The sequence below is a fragment of the Alloacidobacterium sp. genome (assembly GCF_035631355.1).
Lineage (GTDB): Bacteria > Acidobacteriota > Terriglobia > Terriglobales > Acidobacteriaceae > Alloacidobacterium.
The window spans coordinates 19131-40758 of record NZ_DASQIX010000108.1 but is presented as its reverse complement, the minus strand read 5'-3'; the positions used below and the strand labels follow the sequence as shown (position 1 = coordinate 40758).

19 protein-coding genes are annotated in these 21628 nt (G+C 56.2%); 16 read left to right on the top strand and 3 right to left on the bottom strand.

Going from position 1 to position 21628, the window contains the following annotated elements; translation table 11 throughout:
* Positions 1–53 precede the first annotated feature (53 nt).
* A complete protein-coding gene (locus VEV40_RS19290; protein ID WP_324834695.1) occupies positions 54–929 on the bottom strand; it encodes an alpha/beta hydrolase in 876 nt (291 codons plus the stop codon).
* A gap of 57 nt (positions 930–986) precedes the next feature.
* On the opposite strand from VEV40_RS19290, the gene VEV40_RS19285 reads away from it, so the two are divergent.
* The 9 genes from VEV40_RS19285 to VEV40_RS19245 all read left to right on the top strand — a co-directional run bounded on the left by VEV40_RS19285 (position 987) and on the right by VEV40_RS19245 (position 11512).
* Positions 987–1697, top strand: a complete 711-nt coding sequence (locus VEV40_RS19285) for an esterase family protein (protein ID WP_324834694.1) — start codon at positions 987–989, stop codon at positions 1695–1697.
* Positions 1698–2353: 656 nt separating this feature from the next.
* Complete coding sequence (locus VEV40_RS19280) at positions 2354–2668, top strand: hypothetical protein (RefSeq protein ID WP_324834693.1); 315 nt, start codon at positions 2354–2356, stop codon at positions 2666–2668.
* A gap of 89 nt (positions 2669–2757) precedes the next feature.
* Positions 2758–4083: a TROVE domain-containing protein gene (locus VEV40_RS19275; RefSeq protein ID WP_324834691.1), complete on the top strand. Its 1326-nt coding sequence runs from the start codon at positions 2758–2760 to the stop codon at positions 4081–4083.
* A 112-nt stretch (positions 4084–4195) separates the two neighbouring features.
* A complete protein-coding gene (locus VEV40_RS19270) occupies positions 4196–5200 on the top strand; it encodes a hypothetical protein (protein WP_324834690.1) in 1005 nt (334 codons plus the stop codon).
* A gap of 128 nt (positions 5201–5328) precedes the next feature.
* Complete coding sequence (locus VEV40_RS19265; protein WP_324834689.1) at positions 5329–6441, top strand: carboxylate-amine ligase; 1113 nt, start codon at positions 5329–5331, stop codon at positions 6439–6441.
* A 235-nt stretch (positions 6442–6676) separates the two neighbouring features.
* Positions 6677–7717 carry a glycosyl hydrolase family 18 protein gene (locus VEV40_RS19260; protein WP_324834688.1) on the top strand — a complete coding sequence of 347 codons (1041 nt, stop codon included), beginning with the start codon at positions 6677–6679 and terminating at the stop codon, positions 7715–7717.
* A 49-nt stretch (positions 7718–7766) separates the two neighbouring features.
* Positions 7767–9368: a tannase/feruloyl esterase family alpha/beta hydrolase gene (locus VEV40_RS19255; RefSeq protein ID WP_324834687.1), complete on the top strand. Its 1602-nt coding sequence runs from the start codon at positions 7767–7769 to the stop codon at positions 9366–9368.
* A 69-nt stretch (positions 9369–9437) separates the two neighbouring features.
* Positions 9438–10484 (top strand): aminopeptidase, encoded by a 1047-nt coding sequence (locus tag VEV40_RS19250; RefSeq protein WP_324834686.1) that lies wholly within the window; start codon positions 9438–9440, stop codon positions 10482–10484.
* A 41-nt stretch (positions 10485–10525) separates the two neighbouring features.
* Positions 10526–11512 (top strand): aldo/keto reductase, encoded by a 987-nt coding sequence (locus VEV40_RS19245; protein WP_324834685.1) that lies wholly within the window; start codon positions 10526–10528, stop codon positions 11510–11512.
* Here VEV40_RS19245 and VEV40_RS19240 read toward each other — a convergent pair.
* Positions 11509–11928, bottom strand: coding sequence for a cytochrome c (locus VEV40_RS19240; RefSeq protein WP_324834684.1), 420 nt, complete (start codon positions 11926–11928; stop codon positions 11509–11511). The two genes, VEV40_RS19245 and VEV40_RS19240, sit on opposite strands and share 4 nt — an antisense overlap.
* Before the next feature lie 181 nt (positions 11929–12109).
* Between VEV40_RS19240 and VEV40_RS19235 the strand changes: the two genes are divergently transcribed.
* The 5 genes from VEV40_RS19235 to VEV40_RS19215 all read left to right on the top strand — a co-directional run bounded on the left by VEV40_RS19235 (position 12110) and on the right by VEV40_RS19215 (position 18198).
* On the top strand, positions 12110–14197 hold the full coding sequence (locus VEV40_RS19235) for a PQQ-binding-like beta-propeller repeat protein (RefSeq protein ID WP_324834683.1): 2088 nt from the start codon (positions 12110–12112) through the stop codon (positions 14195–14197).
* A gap of 809 nt (positions 14198–15006) precedes the next feature.
* Entirely contained in the window at positions 15007–15699 is a 693-nt protein-coding gene (locus tag VEV40_RS19230) for a VOC family protein (RefSeq protein ID WP_324834682.1), read from the top strand.
* Between the two features lie 71 nt (positions 15700–15770).
* Positions 15771–16553 carry an SDR family NAD(P)-dependent oxidoreductase gene (locus tag VEV40_RS19225; protein WP_324834681.1) on the top strand — a complete coding sequence of 261 codons (783 nt, stop codon included), beginning with the start codon at positions 15771–15773 and terminating at the stop codon, positions 16551–16553.
* 249 nt (positions 16554–16802) lie between these two features.
* Positions 16803–17108 carry a carboxymuconolactone decarboxylase family protein gene (locus VEV40_RS19220; RefSeq protein ID WP_324834680.1) on the top strand — a complete coding sequence of 102 codons (306 nt, stop codon included), beginning with the start codon at positions 16803–16805 and terminating at the stop codon, positions 17106–17108.
* Between the two features lie 136 nt (positions 17109–17244).
* Entirely contained in the window at positions 17245–18198 is a 954-nt protein-coding gene (locus VEV40_RS19215) for an alpha/beta hydrolase (RefSeq protein ID WP_324834679.1), read from the top strand.
* 123 nt (positions 18199–18321) lie between these two features.
* On the opposite strand, the gene VEV40_RS19210 is transcribed toward VEV40_RS19215, so the two are convergent.
* A complete protein-coding gene (locus tag VEV40_RS19210; protein WP_324834678.1) occupies positions 18322–18942 on the bottom strand; it encodes a YceI family protein in 621 nt (206 codons plus the stop codon).
* A 467-nt stretch (positions 18943–19409) separates the two neighbouring features.
* Here VEV40_RS19210 and phoU point away from each other — a divergent pair, with 467 nt between their 5' ends.
* Together phoU and VEV40_RS19200 are read left to right on the top strand one after the other, a co-directional pair.
* Complete coding sequence (gene phoU, locus VEV40_RS19205; RefSeq protein ID WP_324834677.1) at positions 19410–20081, top strand: phosphate signaling complex protein PhoU; 672 nt, start codon at positions 19410–19412, stop codon at positions 20079–20081.
* 205 nt (positions 20082–20286) lie between these two features.
* Positions 20287–21609 (top strand): aspartate aminotransferase family protein, encoded by a 1323-nt coding sequence (locus VEV40_RS19200; RefSeq protein WP_324834676.1) that lies wholly within the window; start codon positions 20287–20289, stop codon positions 21607–21609.
* Positions 21610–21628 lie beyond the last annotated feature (19 nt).

Here is a 21628-nt window from a genome sequence, read left to right as displayed (position 1 = left end):
TTACGAAAAACGACTGCACTTCATTTTGCTGCATGAGAGCGCTATCGACAATGTCAGAGTAGCGTGTCAGGTCTAGAGGCGGGGAAAAGAAACCGCAACATCGGCCTGACACGTTCCGCCCATGAGGCTTCGTCGTGCGTTCCACCATCCACGCGCTCATAATGCAGATCTGATTCCAGACGCCAGCCATTGGCCTTCAGCCGCCGTTCCAGCAGGTCGGCGTCAGAAAGGGTGCGCCTGCCCTCCGCTTTGCCTACATCAAGCCACATGCGGGGATGGTGGGTCGGGCGGGCTTCATTCACATATCCGATGATGCTCTTATGGTTCCACCATACTGAGGGCGAAAGCACGGCTAACTTGCTGAAGCGGTCGGCGTATTTCAGGCCCAGATAAAGCGTAGCCAGGCCACCCAGTGATGAACCTCCCATTCCTGTGTGTCGAAGGCCATGCATCGTGCGGTAGTTGGCGTTGATGAAGGGGATCAGCTCTTCGGTGATGAGCCTGCCGTATTTGTCGGCTTCCCCGCCGCCCATTTTCCAGTCCGGTACATAGGTATATTCGGCGAGACGGTGGTCGCCTGTATTGGCGATGCCGACGATGATCAGCGGTTCTACTTCGCCGGCGTCAATGGCTTCATCAGCCGTCTCGGCCACGCGCCATGTGCGTCCGGGAATGAACGAGGTGCTTGGATCGAAGAGGTTCTGACCGTCGTGCAAATAGAGGACCGGGAAATGGCGTTCCGGCTGCTGTTCATACTGTGGAGGGACATAGACCGTGATGTCGCGGTCGTCCGGCAAAAAGCGGCTGTGAAACTGTGGGTGAAGTGTGACGCGCGCGGGCAAAATGGGAGCGCCGGGCGCTAGAGCGGTAATGGAAATATCTTGAATCTCTGTTGCCAACTTGCCGCGGTTTCCTCTACGTTTTCTCATCGGCTGCTGCGTATTTGCGCGGGCCTTGCTGCTACAGTATCAGGAATGTGAACGACGATGAACCGTGAATATCACAAATGGTGGTCGTGGCGTTTGGACCGCGACATGGAACTACTGGTCTTCGGACACGCCGGAGTGCCTGCGGTGGTTTTTCCTACGTCGCAGGGGCGCTTCTACGAGTTTGAAGATCGCGGCATGGTCGGCGCTATAGCGCACAAGATTGAGAACGGCGAGCTGCAACTCTATTGCGTAGACAGCGTGGACGCCGAGAGCTGGTACAACCGTAACGTTCCTCCGCGCTGGAAAATTGCCCGGCACGTGCAGTATGCGAACTACGTGATGGAAGAGGTGCTGCCTCTGGTTCGGCTAAAAAACCATGCTCCACACCTCATCAGCCTGGGATGCAGCTTCGGCGGCTATCACGCGGTGAATATCGCCCTGCGGCATCCCGATAGATTCACTGGCTTCCTTTCGATGAGCGGAGCCTTCGACCAGACTAGCTTTTTGCATGGCTATTACGACAACGATGTGTACTTCAACACGCCGCCGCATTACATCCCGAACATGGGGGATTCGTGGTATCTCGATAGGTATCGTCACAATGCCTATGTTCTTGCTACCGGATGGGACGATCAGTGCCTGGGCGACAACCAGTTCATGGCACGGCTGTTAGGGGAAAAAGGAGTTCCGCATAACCTCTATATCTGGGACTCATGGAACAGCCACGATTGGCCAACGTGGGGGCGAATGATGAATATTTACCTGTAGATATTTGTATTCGTATCTGAAACCGTTACAAATAAAAAAATTTCTGATTTCCACTTGAAATTTCCGTGTGACCTGTGCGACCATCTTTCAGGCAGAGGAAGCTGTACATGACTACCATCTTCCAATTCGGACACTTGATGCAGCCAAGGCTAGATAGCCTCGTCGGCTCGTCATGGACTCTGCTCGCGACCGCAAAATCATAGCGCCGCGTATTCCTCTGCTAAATCCGGACAACCGACTTTAACGCGATCTAGGGCAAAGCTTTACCTGCAATAGCGAGTGGTGTAGCACGCGGATACTTCTTGACACGACCACGCCGCAATAGCGACCGTTCCCTCGCGAATGCAGATATACGCCAGTGGTGAAGTGTGCGGATACTTCTTTGGTCAGAACCTGAAAGGGTGCGGTTCGAAACCGCAATAGCCGCATACGACTTTTCCCTGGCGTGAACACTCACTGTGCCGGTGGCGAGTGAATGGGTTACTTCGGATCGAAAGGGGTGGGTTCAATTCCCACGGCCGCTTTGCGGTCAAGTTCTCTGGGGAGAACATTCGGCACACACCCGTTCCGGATATTCCCCGGCACGCACCCTTTAACTGTGTTTACGGTTTTGTTTTTCAACCTTGAACCCCGAACCGTGTGCAAGGAGACACGCTATGGCCTTCAGCATTACTGTGCGTAACGGCACTGCAATTGGCAAGGAGTCGCTCTGCCGCACCTGTCGTTACGCCAGCATCCTGCTGGGCTACTCCGAGAATGAAGAGGAAATTCGCTGCGGCTACTTTAACGAGTTGCCACGCCTGGTACCGTTTCCGGTCAGCCGTTGCAGCGACTACCTCAGCAAACTCGTGCCGACTCTCTATGAGATGGAGAAGATGGCCTTCGTCATCGAGCTGAAGAAGGTGAACCCGCGCGCAGGCTTCGGCGGCACAACTGGGCTCACCAGCAAAAGCGAAGACGACAGTGAGTAGCCATATTGTCTGACTCTGTTCCGGTTTTAACATGATGCCGGCTGAGAACAGGGCTGCAATTACCTGGCATCTTGAAAGGAAGGCGCTCCATGCGCCTGAATATTTTGAAACTCAGTCAACTCGGATTCAGTGCAGCACCTTTGCGCACGCACGAGGGCGCGCCTGCTGTTGCTATCAGCGCGGAAGCGCAGTTGCGGCGTTCCGTGTTGGCCTGCATGTTGTGGGAGAGTCAGTTCTACGAGGACGGCGCGACCATCGCCGAACGCATTGCCGCACTGGTTCCGCAGGTCGAGGCGGAAAAGGTGGCTGCGCTCGCTGTCGACGCGCGCGAAAAGATGAAGCTGCGCCACGCACCGCTATTGCTGGTGCGTGAGATGGCGCGTTACGCCACGCATCGCAGTCTGGTCGCTGAAACGCTGGCCTGTGTCATCCAGCGCGCTGACGAGCTGGCGGAGTTCCTAGCCATTTACTGGAAGGATGGCCGTCAGCCCTTGTCAGCGCAGGTGAAGAAGGGTCTGGCTGCGGCCTTCACACGGTTCGATGCTTATGCTCTTGCCAAGTACGACCGCGCGGGTGCGGTTAAATTGCGTGACGTGCTTTTTCTCACGCACGCCAAGCCGTTGACCGCCGAGCAATCCCTCACCTGGCGTCAGTTGGTTGAGGGCACGCTGCCTTCTCCCGAAACGTGGGAGGTGCGCTTGTCGCGCGGCGAACAGAAGCGTGAAGTGTGGGAGTCGGTGCTGATCGAGAACCGCCTCGGCGCTCTGGCTCTGCTATGCAACCTGCGCAATATGCAGGCTGCGGGCGTTGATCCGGAACTGGTCCGCTACGCGCTTGAAGTGATTCGTGTCGAGCGCGTGCTGCCGTTCCGCTTCATCGCTGCTGCACGTCACGCCCCGCAGTGGGAGCCGTGGATCGAGCAGGCGATGTTTGCGAGCCTCAGCGGCCAGTTGCGTCTGATGGGCAAGACAGTCTTGCTGGTCGACGTATCCGGCAGCATGGATGCGAAGCTGTCCGCGCGTTCCGAGATGCTGCGCATGGACGCGGCTGCGGGTCTGGCCGTGTTGTTGCGTGAGATTGCGGAAGAGGTAAGCATCTATGCCTTCTCGGATGCTCTCACGGCTGTCCCGGCGCGTCGCGGCTTCGCCCTGCGCGACGCCATTGTGCATAGCCAGCCGCACAGCGGTACGCAGCTTGGCCATGCGCTCAATGAGCTGCGCGAGCGCGGCGACCGCATCATCGTCATCACAGATGAGCAGTCGCACGACCGCGTACCCGCGTCAAAGAATGGACGCGGATACATGATCAACGTAGCCAGCTACTGCAACGGAGTAGGTTACGGCGCGTGGACGCACATCGATGGCTGGAGCGAAGCCGTTATCGAATACGTCCGCTCTGCCGAAACGGATGCCTGACCCCGGGAAGCGGCAATCTCGTTCGGTTCCCGTTTTCTGCTAACCCTTCTGACAACTTGCCTCAGCAGATGAGACGGTGTGAGAATTGCATCTCCACTGGGAGGAAGGCATTGTGAAAAAAATCGGTGTTCTCTTCGGCATGGAAAACACTTTTCCCGGCGCGCTGGTTGAGCGGATCAACTCGATGAATCTGGACGGCATTTCCGCAGAGTTCGTGCAGATCGGCGGCATCCATCTTGATAAACTGCCAACGTATTCGGTGATAGTTGACCGCATTTCGCATGACATCCCGTTCTATCGCGCCTTTTTAAAGCATGCCGTTTTGAATGGAACGGTGGTCATCAATAATCCCTTCTGGTGGTCGGCGGATGACAAGTTCTTCAACTATTCGCTGGCCGCGAAACTCGGGGTGGCAGTGCCCCCGACTGTGGTCCTGCCGCATAAACATTATCCGGAGGGAACGACCGAGCGCTCCATGCGCAATCTGGAGTATCCGCTGGACTGGGACAGCATCTTTGACTATGTCGACTTTCCATCCTTTCTCAAGCCGGTCGATGGCGGCGGCTGGCGCGACGTGCATCATGTGCACAACCGTGAGGAATTTTTCCGGGCTTACGACCAGAGCCGCGACCTCTGCATGACCTTGCAGCGGGCGGTGAAATTCAATGAATACTTTCGCTGTTACGTCGTTGGTCAGGAGAAAGTCCATATCATGCCGTATGATCCGCGTCAGCCGCACGCGCAGCGTTATGTGCTCAATCCCCCGGAGTATGACAAGAAATTGTTAAAGCGCGTGGAGAAAGACGCGCTTACGCTCTGCAAGGCTCTTGGCTATGACCTGAACACGGTCGAATTCGCCGTGGAGGATGGTGTGCCGTATGCGATCGACTTCATGAATCCCGCGCCCGACGCCGATCTGCACTCTGTCGGTCAGAAGAATTTTAATTGGATTGTGGGAGCCGTGGCTGATCTTGCGGTCAAGAATGCCAAACTCGCGCCAAAGGTCCCAGAGCTGCGATGGAGCGCATTTCTGAACGCAGGTGCCAAGCCCGCGAAGAAAGCGCCGGCAAAAAAGCGCGCGCCAAAGAAGAAAGCCGCGGAAGTTTCGCAGACCTGAAGCGCCACATAAAAATCGCCTAAAAGACAAGTCAGTTTTCGACAAAACGGTCTACACTTCCACCAACGAAGGAACGCGAAAGGAGTCCGTCCGACAGGCGCGAAGTGGAATGCCTGGACGGCCAGTCCATGAGGCCCTCATTCACGATTGGCATTGAAGAGGAATACCAGACCGTTGATCCCGAAACGCGCGATCTGCGTTCGCACATTGCGACGGAGATGCTAGCGAAGGGCAAGCGCCGCCTCGCCGAGCGCGTTAAGGCGGAAATGCACCAGTCTGTTGTTGAAGTAGGCACCAGCATCTGCAAAACCGTTAAAGAAGCGCGTGATGATCTCTTCGATTTGCGCCGGCAGATGATCGCTCTCGCGCGTGAACACGATTTACTTCTGGTCGCAGGGGCAACGCATCCGTTCGCCGACTGGCGCACGCAGGAAATCTACCCGGATGACCGTTATAAGCGCGTCGTCGAAGATTTGCAGTTAGTGGCGCGCGCCAACCTGATCTTCGGGCTGCATGTTCATATCGGTGTTGAAGACCGCGAGGCGGCTATCCGGATCATGAACTCGCTGCGGTATTTCCTGCCGCATATTCTTGCGCTTTCGACCAACTCGCCCTTCTGGCGCGGCATGAAGACCGGGCTCAAGAGTTACCGCGCGAAAGTATTCGATAAATTTCCGCGCACGAATATTCCTGACAGTTTCTCGAGCTATGCGGAATACGAGGCTTTCGTCAACCTGCTCATCAAGACCAATTGCCTCGACAACGCCAAGAAAATCTGGTGGGACGTTCGCCCGCATCCATTTTTCAACACAGTTGAAGTCCGCATCTGCGACCTTCCCATGCGGGCAGAAGAGACGCTGGCGATAGCGGCGCTCATTCAGGCGACTGTGGCAAAACTCTATCATCTGCATTCATGCAATCAGGATTACCGGCAATACTCCCGCGCGCTGGTGATGGAAAATAAGTGGCGGGCGGCGCGTTATGGACTAGATGGCAAGCTCATTGATTTTGGCAAAGAAATAGAAGTGCCGGAACGCGACTTGGTTCTCGAATACCTTGACCTCATCGGTGATGTTGTAGATGAACTCAACAGTCATGAAGAGATTGCTTACATACGCAAAATCCTGGAAATGGGGACTGGGGCGGACCGTCAGATTCGCAAATTCGACGAGACAAATGACCTGAAAGCTGTCGTTGATTACATGGCGGAAGAGACACAAGTGGGACTCTTCGAAAATTAGGGGCTGGGAGAGTCCACCGGCTGTCGCGATTCTCCTTCACCGGCGGCGAGCGGAGGAAATCGCGAAAACCCGCGCCCCCTGCCAGCCCATACTTTTTCCCATTCATCTGCAGATGAACGGGAGGCCCTGGGAAATCAGTTTCCCTTCAACTTCTCTGAAGAGAGATGCTGGGCCCCATGGCGGAGATGGATGCCGTCCCAGAAAAGAAATAATATCGTTGCATCAGGCCCGCAAAATGAAGAAAACACATGTCCTCCTTCTCACTCTGGTCTTTTCTGTTTTCACTCTTTATGCCCAGCAGCCGAAAGCCCTTTTCTATCTCACGCGCAGCCCTGATGGCGTCCGCTCTTTTTATGCTCACGCCGACAAAATCGATATCCTTGTGCCTGTCTGGTACGAGGTCGATGCGACGGGCCTGGTCTCCGGCGGCCCTGATCCATTGGTGCTGGCAGCAGCGAAGCAGCACCACATCCAGGTGATGCCGATTGTGGCAAGCGAGGCATTCAAGCAGGAGCCATTTCACAAGCTGATTACCACACCAGAAGCCTATCGCAGGATGATCGCCCAACTGATAGCCATCTGCAAAGAGAAGGGCTATTCCGGTTTCCAGTTTGATTTTGAAAACATTGCCTGGACCGACCGCGATCTGCTGGCGCAGGTTGTAGCAGAAACGGCAACAGCATTCCACCAGCAAAATCTGCAGCTATCCATTGCGACCGTGCCCAATGCTCCCGGCGCACCGGGGCAAAGCGCGTTCTCCAAATGGATCTATGCCAACTGGCGCGGAGCTTATGACGTCGAAGCGCTGGCGAAATCAGTCGATCTACTCTGCCTGATGACCTACGACCAGCACACGCGTTGGACGGCCCCGGGCCCCGTTGCCGGCTGGGGATGGATGACAGAAAATCTCGACTACGCGCTCAAAGTCGTTCCCAAGGAGAAGCTCTCGCTGGGCATTCCGCTCTACGGCTACCACTGGTTTGCCGGGCCGCCGCAGAACGACAAGCCGAATCCCAGCGCTGAATATATTGGCGGACAGGACGCGCTCGATCTGGCGAAATCGTACGGCGGCAAGATCGAGTGGGATCCGGTTGACCGCACCGCATGGACGTACTTCTACCGTGACGACATGCGCGAGTGGATATTCTTTACTGACGAGCGCACCTTCCGCGAGCGTTACGACCTAGTGCGCCAACGCGGACTTGAAGGCTTCTGTTCATGGGTTCTTGGACAGGAAGATCCGTCGATCTGGAACGTTCTGCCCAGTCACAAATAGCCGCGAAATTCACTTGTCAGGCAGCAGTGGTTCTGCGAAGCTTGCGACGATGCCAAATCGTCCGGTTCTGCTGCTTCTGTCTGCCGCCTTTGCCTTCTCAACGCTGGCTTGGGGCGCCGATTCAAAATGCGCCGCTCTTAAACAGTCGTCACTGCCCAATATCACGATAGAGAGCTCCGAGGTTGTAACGGCTGGCGCATTCAGACCGCCCAACATGAAGCCCGACGAGAAGACGCCGCGCCTGTATAAAACGGTGCCAGCGTTTTGCCGCGTGTTGGCCACTCTCAAGCCGACATCTGACTCCGACATTAAAGTTGAGGTCTGGATGCCCGAGCGCGGCTGGAACGGGAAATTCCGCGGCTTAGGCAATGGCGGATTTGCCGGGTATATCGCCTATTCCGGCCTTGCGGCAGCGGTGAGCCAGGGATACGCAGCGGCCAGCACGGATACCGGGCACTCGACGCCGGGCGCGGACTGGGCTCTCGGTCACCCCGAGAAAATTGTCGATTACGGCTATCGCGGCGTGCATGAGATGACTGTAGACGCTAAGAGCATGGTGAAAGCGTTCTATGGCGATGATGCCAAACGCTCATACTTTGCCAGTTGCTCCAACGGCGGACGCCAGGCGCTTATGGAGGCGCAGCGTTTTCCCAATGACTATGACGGCATCATTGCGGGCGCTCCAGCCAATAACTGGGTGCCGATGCTTACCGGTGGTCTGAAGTTTCTGCAAACCACAGACGCGGCCGGTTACATTCCACCCGCCAAAATTCCTGCAATAGGCAAGGCGGTAGACGCTGCATGTGATACTCAGGACGGAGTGGCTGACGGCGTTCTTAACGACCCCCGGCAATGCCGCTTCGATCCTTCAACGCTGCTCTGCAAGGGGACGGAATCCGATAGCTGCCTTACTGAGCCCCAGGTTGGTTCGCTCAAGACCATCTACGCCGGCGCGCACGATGCCTCGGGCAAGCTGATCTTTCCCGGACTGCTCCCGGGCGCTGAAGAGGGTCGCGGAGGCTGGGCGACCTGGATCACTGGTTCAGAGCAGGGCAAGAGCGCAGGCGCATTCTATGTGACCGGATACTTTGCCAACATGGTCTACGGCAAGTCCGATTGGGACTTCAAGAGCGCGAACATCGACGACGCTCTTAGGCTTGCGTTCGAGAAAACCGGCGATGCTCTTGATGCCATGAATCCTGACCTGAAACCGTTTCTCTCGCATAGCAAGCTGATCCTGTACCACGGATGGAACGACCCCGGCATTGCGGCGCTGAATACCGTCAACTATTACAACAGTGTCGTCGAAACCGTTGGCGGTCAGACAGCGGAGCAGTCGCTGCGTCTCTATATGGTTCCGGGCATGCAGCACTGCGGAGGAGGACCGGGTGCGACTGTGTTCGGTCAGGATGAATCTGCGCCACGAGGCGACGCCGGGCATGACATCTTTACCGCGCTCGTCGACTGGGTGGAAGACGGCAAAGCCCCATCGACAATCATTGCAATGAAATATGACGAGGACGACACCGCGAAGACTAACGCTCATCGGCACGTTGAGATAACACGCCCGCTCTGCGTCTATCCGCAGGAGGCAAAGTACAACGGCTCCGGAAACAAGAATCTGGCTGCTTCATTTTCATGTGCTCCGTAGAGCAAAAATGGCAGTATAAGGTGCTGTTTCAGCGGATTTCCGGTAGGCTAATGAAAAGACCTATCAAGAATGACGTATTCAGTAACACCGCAAGCTCAGGCGCTCCTTGACACGCCTTTTCCTGAAGAATTCGTACCGGGAGCACACACCGCCGTTTTCACCTGCCTTCGCATAGAACCAGGCGAAAAAGTCACCCTGATTACCGACCGCGAGACCGCGACCATTGCCGCGGCCATTGCCGCCGAGTTGTCCGTTAATGGCTGCGCCTGGAACGCCTTCGTGCTAGAAGACCTCGCGCCGCGTCCGCTGAAAAACATGCCCGCTGCCGTACTCGAAGACATGGAGACATCAGACGTGAGCATCTTCGCCGTGCAGGTGCAGCAGAACGAGCTGCGCTCGCGCATGCAGATGACAGAAGTCGTCAACCGCCGTCGTATGCGGCACGCACACATGGTCAACATCACGCCGCAGATTATGTGCCAAGGTATGCGCGCCGACTTTGCGCTCGTTGACCGTCTCAGCCAGAAGGTGATTGAGAAGGTGCGCCGCGCCAGTTATATCCGCGCTACGACGGCTGCGGGAACCGACATTCGCGCTGACCTGAATCCCGAGTACAAGTGGCTCAAGACCTCGGGCATCATATCCCGCGAGAAGTGGGGCAATCTTCCCGGCGGCGAAATCTTCACAACTCCCGGAGAGGTCAATGGAATCTTCGTGGTTGATGGGGTTGTCGGCGACTATCTTTGTTTCCGCTATGGACTGCTTGAGACTGCCCCGCTGACGATTGAGATCAAAGGCAACCGCATCGTCGATTGCCATTCTGAGAACAAGCAACTGCGCGATGACTTTTGGACCTACACGCACATCGATGAGAATTCTCACCGCGTCGGCGAGTTCGCCATCGGCACAAATATTGGTGTGAAGCAGGTCATCGGCAATATTCTGCAGGACGAGAAATTTCCCGGCATTCATATCGCTTTCGGCAATCCTTATGGCGAGCATACCGGTGCGTCGTGGACATCGACGACGCACATTGACGTAGTGGGCCTGCGCTTCAACATCTGGGTGGAAGAAGAGCAGATCATGCACGACGGTCGTTTCCTGGTAGAGCCGTAATTTCATCAAGCCGGCTCACAGGCGTTAGTATGCTAGTGAGCATGGCTACTGAAACCTCTCCCACGGCAAAATTTGAGACACGCGAACTCGGCAACTCCGGTATGCGCCTTACGCCTGTCGGCTATGGCGCCTGGGCCATCGGCGGCGGCAATTGGGAGTTCAGTTGGGGCGCGCAGGACGATACTGAATCTGTCAGCACCATTGAGCGCGCGCTTGATCGTGGCATCAACTGGATCGACACTGCGGCCATCTACGGCCTGGGTCATTCGGAAGAAGTCGTCGGCAGAGCGGTCAAGAATTCTTCGCATAAGCCTTATATCTTCACCAAATGCTCAATGCGCTGGTTTCCAGACCGCAAAATCTATCGCAGCCTGAAGGCCGGCTCGTTGCAGGAGGAAGTAGAAGATTCGCTCCGGCGCCTGCGAGTAGATGCAATTGACCTGTACCAGATTCACTGGCCAAATCCCGAAGACGAGATCGAAGAGGGGTGGGAGACCCTTTCTAAATTCAAGGAACAGGGCAAAGTTCGCCACATCGGGGTTTCCAATTTCAGCGTCAAGCAGATGAAGCGCGCACAGAAAATTGCGCCTATTACATCGCTACAGCCGCCTTATTCCATGCTGCGCCGCGATATCGAATCCGAAATTCTGCCCTTCTGCCGCCAGCACAGTATTGGCGTTATCAACTATTCGCCCATGCTCTCGGGCATGCTTACCGGCAAGATGACCGCCGAACGCGTGCGGAACCTTCCCGATGACGACTGGCGTAAGCGCAGTCCAAACTTCAACGAGCCGAAGCTCTCAAAGAATCTGAAGCTGGTTGAGGTGCTGCGCGAGATCGGGAATGAGCACGGTGTCGAACCGGGAGTGGTCGCCATTGCCTGGACCCTGCGTCATCCAGCGGTTACCGCCGCCATAGTTGGTGCCCGCCGTCCTGACCAGATAGACGGAACCATGCCTGCGATGACTTTCCGCCTGAGCGAGCAGGAAATCGAGCGGATCGGGGCGTTTCTAAAAAAACATTTCTAATCTGTCTTCTTTGACATGTTGCGAATCAAGGTAACGAGGTTCCAGATGTCATCGGGTTTGGCGCGGCCCGTTTCGGGCGGCATCTGGCCCTTGCCGTTCTTGATGATGTCGAATATCTGGCCGTCGGTCATGTCCTTCAGTGAGTCCGGTTTGGTGTAGTCCTTCAGCGTGAGATTCATGGAGGCGGCAACATCGCCTTTGCCGTCGCCTTTGTCGCCGTGGCACAAGGCGCAATCATAGCCCCAGACCTTCTTGGCGTGCGCCAACCCTTCTGGTGTGGGCTTGACGGGATTTGTCTGCGCTGTGGCGGATGCGGGCGGTTGAGCGGGAGTCGGTTGAGCGGGGGGCTGTTCCTGTTGCGCCGCGGCGAGCACGGCAACCAGCAGCGACGCAGGAAGCAGCAGGGTTCTTAGCATAGACGAGCCTCCAGGCAAAAAGCGGTTCAGCAATGAAGGAGATTGCGGCAAACATGCTACTCCGCTCGCGGGACCAATGAAAGAGCTATTTGCGGCGGGTATGCTTGACAGCAACAGGTGCGAACGGTCTACTGGTCGCACCAACAGCACTCATCGAATTTGCTGACTCTATGCGCCTGTGATGACGAAAACCATATCTGCTATAGCCCTGTTTGCGGCAACCATAGCGTTTGCCGGTGCTCAAAGCACATCGCAATCTGAATGGCCCGTTTACGGAGGCCAGCCAGCGCAGGACCACTATTCGCCGCTGGCGCGGATCAACCGGACGAATGTGAAGAACCTGCAAGTCGCCTGGACTTACGATACCGGCGAGAAGGGCGTGTTTCAGCCGAGCCCTATCATTGTTGGCAGCGTTCTCTACTCCTATACTCCGTCGCAGAAGGTCATCGCGCTCGACGCGACGACCGGCAAGCTGTTATGGAAATTCGACAGCGGCATTGCCGGAACGCAGCCCGCGCGCGCGCTGGCGTATTGGTCAGACGGCACCAGCGCGCGCATTCTCGCCGGGGTGATGAACTACCTCTACGCGCTCGATGCCAAGACCGGCCAACCTATTCCATCGTTCGGCGAGAACGGACGAGTTGACCTGCGCGAGGGCCTGGGGCGCGATCCTGCGACGGTTTCAATCGCGCTGACCAGCCCAGGCATTGTTTATAAGGACCTCATCATTGTCGGCGGCCGCGACCCGGAAACTCTGCCCTGTCCGCCAGGAGACATCCGCGCCTACGACGTGCGTACCGGCGCGCTGCGATGGTCGTTTCACACCATCCCGCATCCGGGCGAGTACGGCTACGACTCTTGGCCCAAAGATGCCTGGAAGCGCAGCGGAGCGGCCAACAACTGGGCGGGCATGGCACTTGATGCCAAGCGCGGCATTGTCTATGTGCCCACCGGCTCGGCTGCTTTTGACTTCTACGGCGGCGACCGACTCGGCGATGATCTCTTTGCCAATACGCTGCTTGCGCTCGATGCTGACACCGGCAAGAGGCTATGGCACTTTCAGGCCGTGCGCCACGACCTTTGGGACCGCGACTTTCCTTCTCCGCCCGCGCTGGTGACGGTCGAGCATCAGGGAGAGAAGATCGACGCCGTTGCACAGACCACCAAGCAGGGATGGATCTATCTCTTTAATCGCGTTGATGGACAGCCGGTTTTTCCCGTCGAGTACAAGCGATACCCGGCGAGCACGGTTCCCGGCGAAGTCACGGCGGCGATGCAGCCGCTGCCGACCATGCCTGCTCCTTACGCGCGACAGGCGCTGACGGAAGACATGCTTACCCGGCGCACGCCGCAGGCCCATGCATGGGCGGTGAAGGAGTTCCGGACGTTTCGCAGTGCGGGGCAGTTCGTTCCATTCAGTCTGGACAAGCCGACCATCGTTTTTCCCGGTTACGATGGCGGCGCGGAATGGGGCGGTCCGGCGGTCGATCCCGACACCGGGATTATCTACGTCAATGCCAACGAAATGGCATGGCTAGGGGGCCTTGAAGAGAACAAATCTTCAGGCGCGAGCGGCTCTGGGCTTTATCAGCAGCAGTGCAGCATCTGCCATGGCGACGACCGTCGCGGCTCGCCGCCGGCTTTCCCGTCATTGGTTGACATCGGCAAGTCGCTGACCATCGACCAGACTCGGGACACCATCCGACAGGGGAAGGGCCGGATGCCGAGCTTTCCGGCGTTCTCCGATGAGCAGCTTGATGCTTTGATTCGCTATTTGCAAACCGGCCACGATGATAAAACCGAGCTGAAGAGTGAATCCGGGAGTTCGACCGAGACTGAGAAGTACAACTTCACCGGCTACCGCAAATTTCTCGACCCCGACGGCTACCCAGCGATTGCTCCGCCTTGGGGAACGCTGAGCGCCATCGACCTGAATACCGGCAAGTACGTCTGGAAAATTCCTTTCGGTGAGTATCCGGAACTCGCTGCCAAAGGCATGAAGAACACCGGCTCGGAGAACTATGGCGGTCCGGTTGTGACCGCGGGCGGACTGCTGTTTATTGGCGCCACCAACTTCGACAAACAGATGCACGCCTATGACAAGGCGACGGGAAAGCTTTTGTGGCGGGCCACTTTACCGTTTTCCGGGAACGCTACTCCGGCCACCTATGAAGTGAATGGACGGCAGTATGTCGTGATTGCTGCAGGCGGCAAGGACCCCAGATTGCCTATCGGCGGGGTTTATGTGGCGTTTGCGCTGCCGAAATGACCCACCCCCTGTTTTTTGCAAGTTCTTCCAAATATGAGTAGTTACGGTGTTGTAGAGGGGTGAGTCAGCGCTCCGCTGTCAGCCACCGTGCGCTCCTTTCTCCTGTTACGTCATGGGCGCACTGAAGAACTTCCCCGGCTGCTGAAGCCGCATATACCTGAATCGTCTTCGGCACCATTCGGCTTCGCTAAGGGCGGGCTCTTAAGCTCGTGCCGCTTTCAACACCACAATTCGCTGCGGTCTCTAAATCCATCCTCAATTTTCAATGAACTGAATCCTTGCCACTTCGAGGGCCCGATACATTTCTTCTAAATTCTTCTTTCTACAGCTACTTCCGTTACTCAATAGAAAAGCCCGCCATGCGCGGGCTTAGGTCTCTTCCATATTCAGAGTAGCACCGCTGTCAAGCCTCATTGTTGCAAGAAGTGAGACCGGTTTCGATCGCCGAGGAGCGCACCAATATCGCCAAAATCCTGCCCGGCCCCGATTGGTGGAGTCTCAATGGTCTCGCTTAGTTGTTCGGTACCCGGCATGAACGCAAACTCATATGCATTGTCTTTCCAGCACCGCAGGTATCGACTAATCTCTTCGTCCATTAATAGTGGCGCTGCATCGCAGGTGTACACTGATGCGCATTCCGCCTTCGTGCTCATTGTTTTAAGTCGTTAAATGACGCATTGAGTGTCTTGCAATCTGTCCTAAGCTTACTTTCGAACGTCACGCCTTTAGAGATAAGCAGTTCTGCAGTTGACGCTGCCATTCCGTAATTCCCGCCTTTCATTCAGTTGAATGCAAAAGGAGAAAATGACATGGCAAATGTGACAGATGAAGTCCAAACTGACCCCGCCAGCGAGGCGAGCGCCGCAAAAATCGACATGAAGTTTGAAATCGTGGTTATCCCCGTCTCGGATATTGACCGCGCTAAGGAGTTTTACGCAGGTCTTGGGTGGCGACTCGACGCCGACTACGACAACGGTAGCGACTTTCGCGTGATTCAATTCACGCCGCCTGGCTCCGGGTGCTCGGTCATCTTCGGCAAGAATGTTACTGGGGCAACTCCCGGTTCGGCTCAGGGCCTTTATCTGATCGTCGCTGACATCGAAGCCGCCCGCGACAAACTGCTCCGTCGCGGCGTTAAGGTCAGTGAGACGTTCCACGGTGGCGGCGACGTGTATGCAGGCCCGGACGAGCCCTACCTGTTTGGACGGATCCGAGTCCAGGGCCCAGATCCCGAACATCGCAGCTACCGCTCGTTTGCCTCATTCAGCGATCCGGACGGGAACGGCTGGCTGTTCCAGGAAATCACGGCGCGGCTGCCAGGCCGCATCGACTCCACGACGACGACGTTCGCATCGGCAAGCGATCTGGCGAGCGCGTTTCGGCGCGCGGAGGCCGCCCACGGTGAGCACGAGAAGCGCACCGGGCAGCGCGACGCGGATTGGGCAGACTGGTACGCCGCCTACATGGTTGCGGAGCAGTCGGGTAACGAGTTGCCGAAATAAAAAAACATCCCGGACTGACATCGCTCCCAGCGGGATGTCGAGGTTCTCGATTGCGGTTTCAAGGAGGAATCATGAAACTCACAGGCAAGAAGGCCCTCATCACCGGCGGAAACAGCGGCATCGGCCTGGCCACTGCGCGCCTTTTTGTTGCAGAAGGCGCTGAAGTCGCGATTACCGGCCGGGACCAGAAGACGCTGGATGAAGCAGTCGCCGAACTGGGACCCAACGCGCGCGGATATCGCGCCGATGTTGCCGTGGCGGACGACCGGAAGCGGCTCTTCGCAGATATTGCCAGGGATTTCGGCAAGCTGGACATCGTCTTCGTCAATGCCGGAATTACCGGCAGGACTCCCACCGGCGCGGCGGACGAAGCGGTGTTTGAGAATGTCATCCACGTCAACCTGAATGGCGCTTTCTTCACCGTCAACTCCGCCGCTCCTCTGTTGAATGATGGCGCCAGCATTATCTTCAACGGGTCGGTGCACAACTATCTGGGCCAGGCGGGAGTAGCCGCTTATGCGGCCACGAAGGGCGGGATCGTCGCTATGGCGCGTGCGATCGCTGCCGACCTTGCACCACGGAACATTCGTGTCAATGTAGTCGCGCCCGGAGCGACCAAAACTCCCATCTGGAAGCGCGGTTCTCGCGCCTCAATATCGGCCGAACAGTCTGCCAAGGTGGATGATTTATTCTCCTCAGCCGTCCCGCTGGGCCGATGGGGCGAACCAGAAGATGTCGCGAAGGCTGCGCTTTTCCTGGCTTCTGAGGATTCGTCGTACATCAATGCGGTCGAATTGATGGTTGACGGCGGATTAACGGGTGCTCCCTTCGGGGCGCCCAACCTTCGCGGCTAACGTTGGCGTACGTGCCGCGAATCCCGGAAGATGGTCGATTGGTATTGACGATCTCCGGCGGTTTCGGTGGCCCGCTCTTCAGAGCCAGATCATCGGAATCAACTCCGCGATGGCACTCGAATTCGGCAGATCATATTTTGCCGTCCCATGCGTTTTGGGGAGTCACCCCTGAAACGTATAACCTAACGCGCTTTCCGCACCCTTCCAGGTCGGAAGGGTTTTACACAAAACCGAATAGGAGGCACTCACATGTTTGACATGAAGAATCTCACTAAGCTCAAGATGCTTGATGAGAATGCACCTGACACAATGAAAGCCTTCTGGGCTTTCAATGAAGAGGCGTTCAAAGCCGGCGCCATCGATGTCCTGCACAAGCAGTTGATGTCGGTGGCGGTCGCGCTGACAACGCAGTGCCCTTACTGCATTGAGTTGCATATGAGAGCAGCGCGCAAGGCCGGAGCAAATGACAAGATGCTGACGGAAACGGCCATAATCTCCGCGGCAATGCGGGCAAACGCGACGGTCACCCACGCGACGCACTTGTACAAAGAGTAACGAGAGCAAATCCCCAGAGGGAAAGATGCTTGAGCCCTATGTCTAAAACGAGTCATGGGGCTCAAGCCTGATGTATTCGAGTGAGGGTTTGGACTTGCCCTGAGGGCCGGGCATCTGAACTGCCGCATTTCGGCGAATGGCCGCCGTTGATCTCAATTTCAACACCGACCTGGAGCTCGATTTACCGGCTCTGGTAGACTTCGCGGTTATGAAAAGATTCGTTATCCGAACTCTCTGCGCGGTGTTCTTCCTGGCGCAACTTTGCGCTGCCCAGGATGTCATTCCTCTCTACTCTGGTACAGCTCCGGGCTCGGCTCCGGCGAACTATCCAGAGAAAGAATATTTCTCGAAGGTCTGGAACACAGATGTTGTCACCAACGTGACTCGTCCGACGCTGACGGTCTTTAAACCTTCTCCCGAATTGAGAAACGGCACTGCAGTGGTGGTCTGCCCGGGAGGTGGCTTTATGGCGCTCTCGATCACCAGCGAAGGTACCGACGTCGCCAAGTATCTGGCTGCGAAAGGCGTGACGGCCTTCGTGTTGAAGTATCGTCTTGCGCACACCGGCGACGATGCGACGCAGGAATTCACCACGTTGTTTCAGGACAGGGAGAAATTTCGGGAGATGCTGGTGAAGATTGAACCGCTGTCCGCCGCCGATGGGCTGGCAGCGGTCACTTACGTTAAGCAGCACGCATCGGAGTGGGGAGTTTCGCCCGACCGCGTTGGTATTATCGGATTCTCCGCCGGCGGCTCGGTCGCTGCCGAAGTTGCCTTCCGTTACACGCCTGAAGGACGGCCGGCCTTCGTTGCTCCAATCTACTCGGGCGGTCCAATGTCGAAAGATGCTCCAGTCCCAGCGGATGCTCCGCCTATGTTTATTGCGGCTGCGACAGATGATTCACTCGGGCTCGCTCCGGCCAGCGTCGCTTTGTATGAGAAGTGGACGAGCGCGAAGAAATCAGCCGAGCTGCACATGTATGCAAAAGGCGGCCACGGCTTTGGCATGCGAAAGCAGAACATCCCTACCGACCATTGGATTGACAGGTTCGCCGACTGGCTGGAGTTGGAAGGGTTTCTGAAACAGTGACGGACGCTACTGCCAGGGCCGCTAATGGGAAGCCATGATTCGGGCAATACGAGTAGATTATGACTTCCCGATTTCCCGGAGTTAGCTAGCGCTGGATCGGCAACGAATTTCAAAGAACCGTGGCTATTGCTTGAACTGCAGAGGAGGGCCGCTGACCCGGTCTGCTGTAAGGTTGACAGTGACTTCGACGCGGTTGGCAATCTTGATAAAAGGGATGCCGCTGTTCATTCCGTAGTCCTTGCGATCGAAAGCCATGGTACCGGTGACGGTCCCGTGGCCGGTGCCCTTGCCGCTTAGGAGGTTGAGGGACAGCTTCTCCTGCTTGGTGACTCCGCGGATGGTGAAATCGCCGTCAAGCTCGAATGTGTTAGGACCGGTCTGCACGACCTTGGTTGACTTGAAAGTGATGTAAGGATTGTTCTTGACGTCGAAGAAATCGTCGCTCTTCAGCTTGCTGTTCTTCATGCCACTTCCGGTGTCAACGCTCGCCGCGTCGATCTTAATGAACAAGGTGCCAGTGGTGACATCGGGCGATGTGAAGGTCATCGAGGCATCCCACTTTTTGAAGGTTCCTTTGATTTCGACGGATGCCTCGACGTCGAACTTGATGTTGCTCTCACCCGGCGTGACCTTGAAGACGGGGACGCCTGAAGGAGTTTGCGCTGCCAGGGTTCCTGCGGTGAAGAAGAACAGAGCGGCCAAGAACTGAGCAAGAGACTTCTTACTATTACGGATTGCTTGCATGTTTCGTCCCCCGTGGCTGGAAAGATAAAACAAAACGTTGCCACTATCAAACCTGCTTTTCTTGGGCAGAACCACTGTCAAATGTGACAGTCTCGAGGATCGCTCGAAAGGCTGGCTCGGACTTTCCGCGGCGTGCGGCAAGGGCATGAGTTGCATTGAGATCGATGGAATCCCATTTGTGACATCGGCCAAACAATACGATAGGGGCCCAGGTGACCAGAAATCCGGAACGTTTGTCTGCCCTAAGGAACTTCAGGGTTGTCGACTAACCGCGCCGACGACATCTCCGCCGCGGACGGCGAAACTACGTGACAAGTAGAAGAGATATGCCGCCAGACAAACTGCGCAGAGCGGCTTCAAACCACAGACCCTGCCTGCTGAGTCAGTTACAGGCATGACGCAGGCAGCCCAAGTTTTCGCGGAATTGTCACATATCTGTTGCATACTGAATGTCAGGAGACGCTTTCTTGCCTCGCATTCATTTTCAACAACAGCTTGCAGAGCTGAAAGACAAGATCCTGGCGATGGCAGCGCTTTCGCAGCAGGCGCTTGACGCGTGCGTCGATGCCTACCTGCAGCGAGATGCCGGGCTGTGCGAGTTTGTGCGCGACAACGAGAAAGCGATTAACTCGGCGCAACGCGAGCTGGACGAAATGGCCTATGACCTGCTCGCCAAAGAGCAGCCCATGGCTATCGATCTGCGCTTTATTCTGGCGGTCATCAAGATTAATGGCGACCTGGAACGGATTGGCGACCAGTCGATGAGCATTGCTGCGAGAACGATGGACTTGATCGACTGTGATTCTATCGATCTGCCTATTGATATCGATGGGATGAGGAATTGCGCGGCGCTTATGATCCGTACGGCGTTGCAATCGCTGCTGGACGCGGATGCGCAGATAGCTGAATCCGTTCTTGCGATGGATGACGAGATCGATCGCATGAACCGGATCGCACATGAAGATCTAACGAAGTTTATTCAGGGCCACTCCGCGTTAAGCGCGCATGCCTTGCAAGCCATCATCATATCGCGCAACCTTGAGCGCATTGCCGACCATGCGACGAACATCGCAATGGATGTGATCTTCTGGGTGCGTGGTTCGGATGTGAGACACCAACTGAGCGTGGCCATCGATTAAACGTGCCTTTAGTACTGCTGAATGTCTACTTTTTCTTCAATTTTGTACCGCCACCCCTTTCTTTTCTGTCAGTACATAATTTATAAAGAAGTCGTAAAGAAAATGATGCTGTATGTACTAATTTGCGCATCCTAGATCGTTACGTCGTAATTTCCCGAGCCGGGCCTTTATGCTCCCCTGCCGCCTGTGCTTGCTGAGGATCAATTTGGAGGCACGTAAACATACGGCATACGAATCGTATGTCAATCCGCAATGGGTCCGGCTTCTAAACCAGGCGCAGATGAATGCGGAATACGATGTTTGCCAGGGCGATCAACTGCACACCCGCGACGGGCGCGTCATCCACGATTTTCTTTCAGGATATTGTGTCTACAATGCCGGGCATAATCATCCCCGGATCATCGAAGCACTGCGCGAGGAATTGGAAAGCAGCGGACCCTCGATGCTGCAGAGCCATGTGGCCGCAAGCGCGGGTGAACTGGCTGAAATGCTCTGCTCGCGCGCTGGAGGACGGCTCAGAAAAGTCTTTTTCACAAGTTCCGGCAGCGAGGGAATCGAGACGGCAATCAAGTTCACGCGCGCAACCACCGGTCGCGATGGTCTGCTTGCTGCAAGGAATGCCTTTCATGGACTTACGTGCGGTGCACTGTCTCTTACCGACAACCGCTTCTGGCTGGATAGTTTCGGGCCGCCTATCCCAGGGGTAACATTCGTCGATTTCGGTGACGGTGATGCGCTCGAGCGCGAACTGTCCACAAGCAAATATGCCGCGTTTTTTCTTGAGCCAATTCAAGGCGAAGGCGGCATCGTTCTGCCTCCGGATGGATACCTGCGCCGGGCACAGGAGTTGTGCGGGAAGCATGGAACGCTCTTTGTGCTTGATGAAGTGCAGACAGGTTTGTATCGCACGGGCAGGTTTCTAGCTGCGCACCACTACGCTCTTAATCCTGACATGGTCATTCTCGCGAAGGCGCTGAGCGGCGGCCTGGTTCCCGTTGGAGCAGTGTTGATGACCGATGAGATTTATAACAGCATATATAGTTCCCCGTTGCACGCCATGATTCACAGCTCTACCTACGGCGAGAACTCTCTGGCAATGCGCGCCGGGCTAAGCACGATCAAAGTGCTGGAGCAGGAGGATTTGGGACCAAGAGCGCTTAGACGAGGCGAACAATTTCGCATGCGCCTTGATGAAGTGCTTTCCCGGTTCGAGATGGTTTCCGAAGTACGCGGCCTCGGATTTTTCATTGGGATCGTATTTAGCCAGCACCGCACCTATCCCGGGATCTTTGGGCAGATGGTTGTGACTAGCATGTTCCGCGAACACGGCATTTTGACCCAGGTATGCGGAAACAATGCAGCGGTTTTGAGGGCAACGCCGCCGCTGAACATCAGCGAAGAAGGCCTTGACCGCTTTGCGGAGGCGATGGAGCAAGTCATGGAGACAGCCCACTCGTCAAATCGATTTTGGCAGGATGCAATGCAGTTGGTCGGCCGAACGGCCAGAGATTTGAGGAAACGGGCATAGTTTCCTACAAGACCTAAAA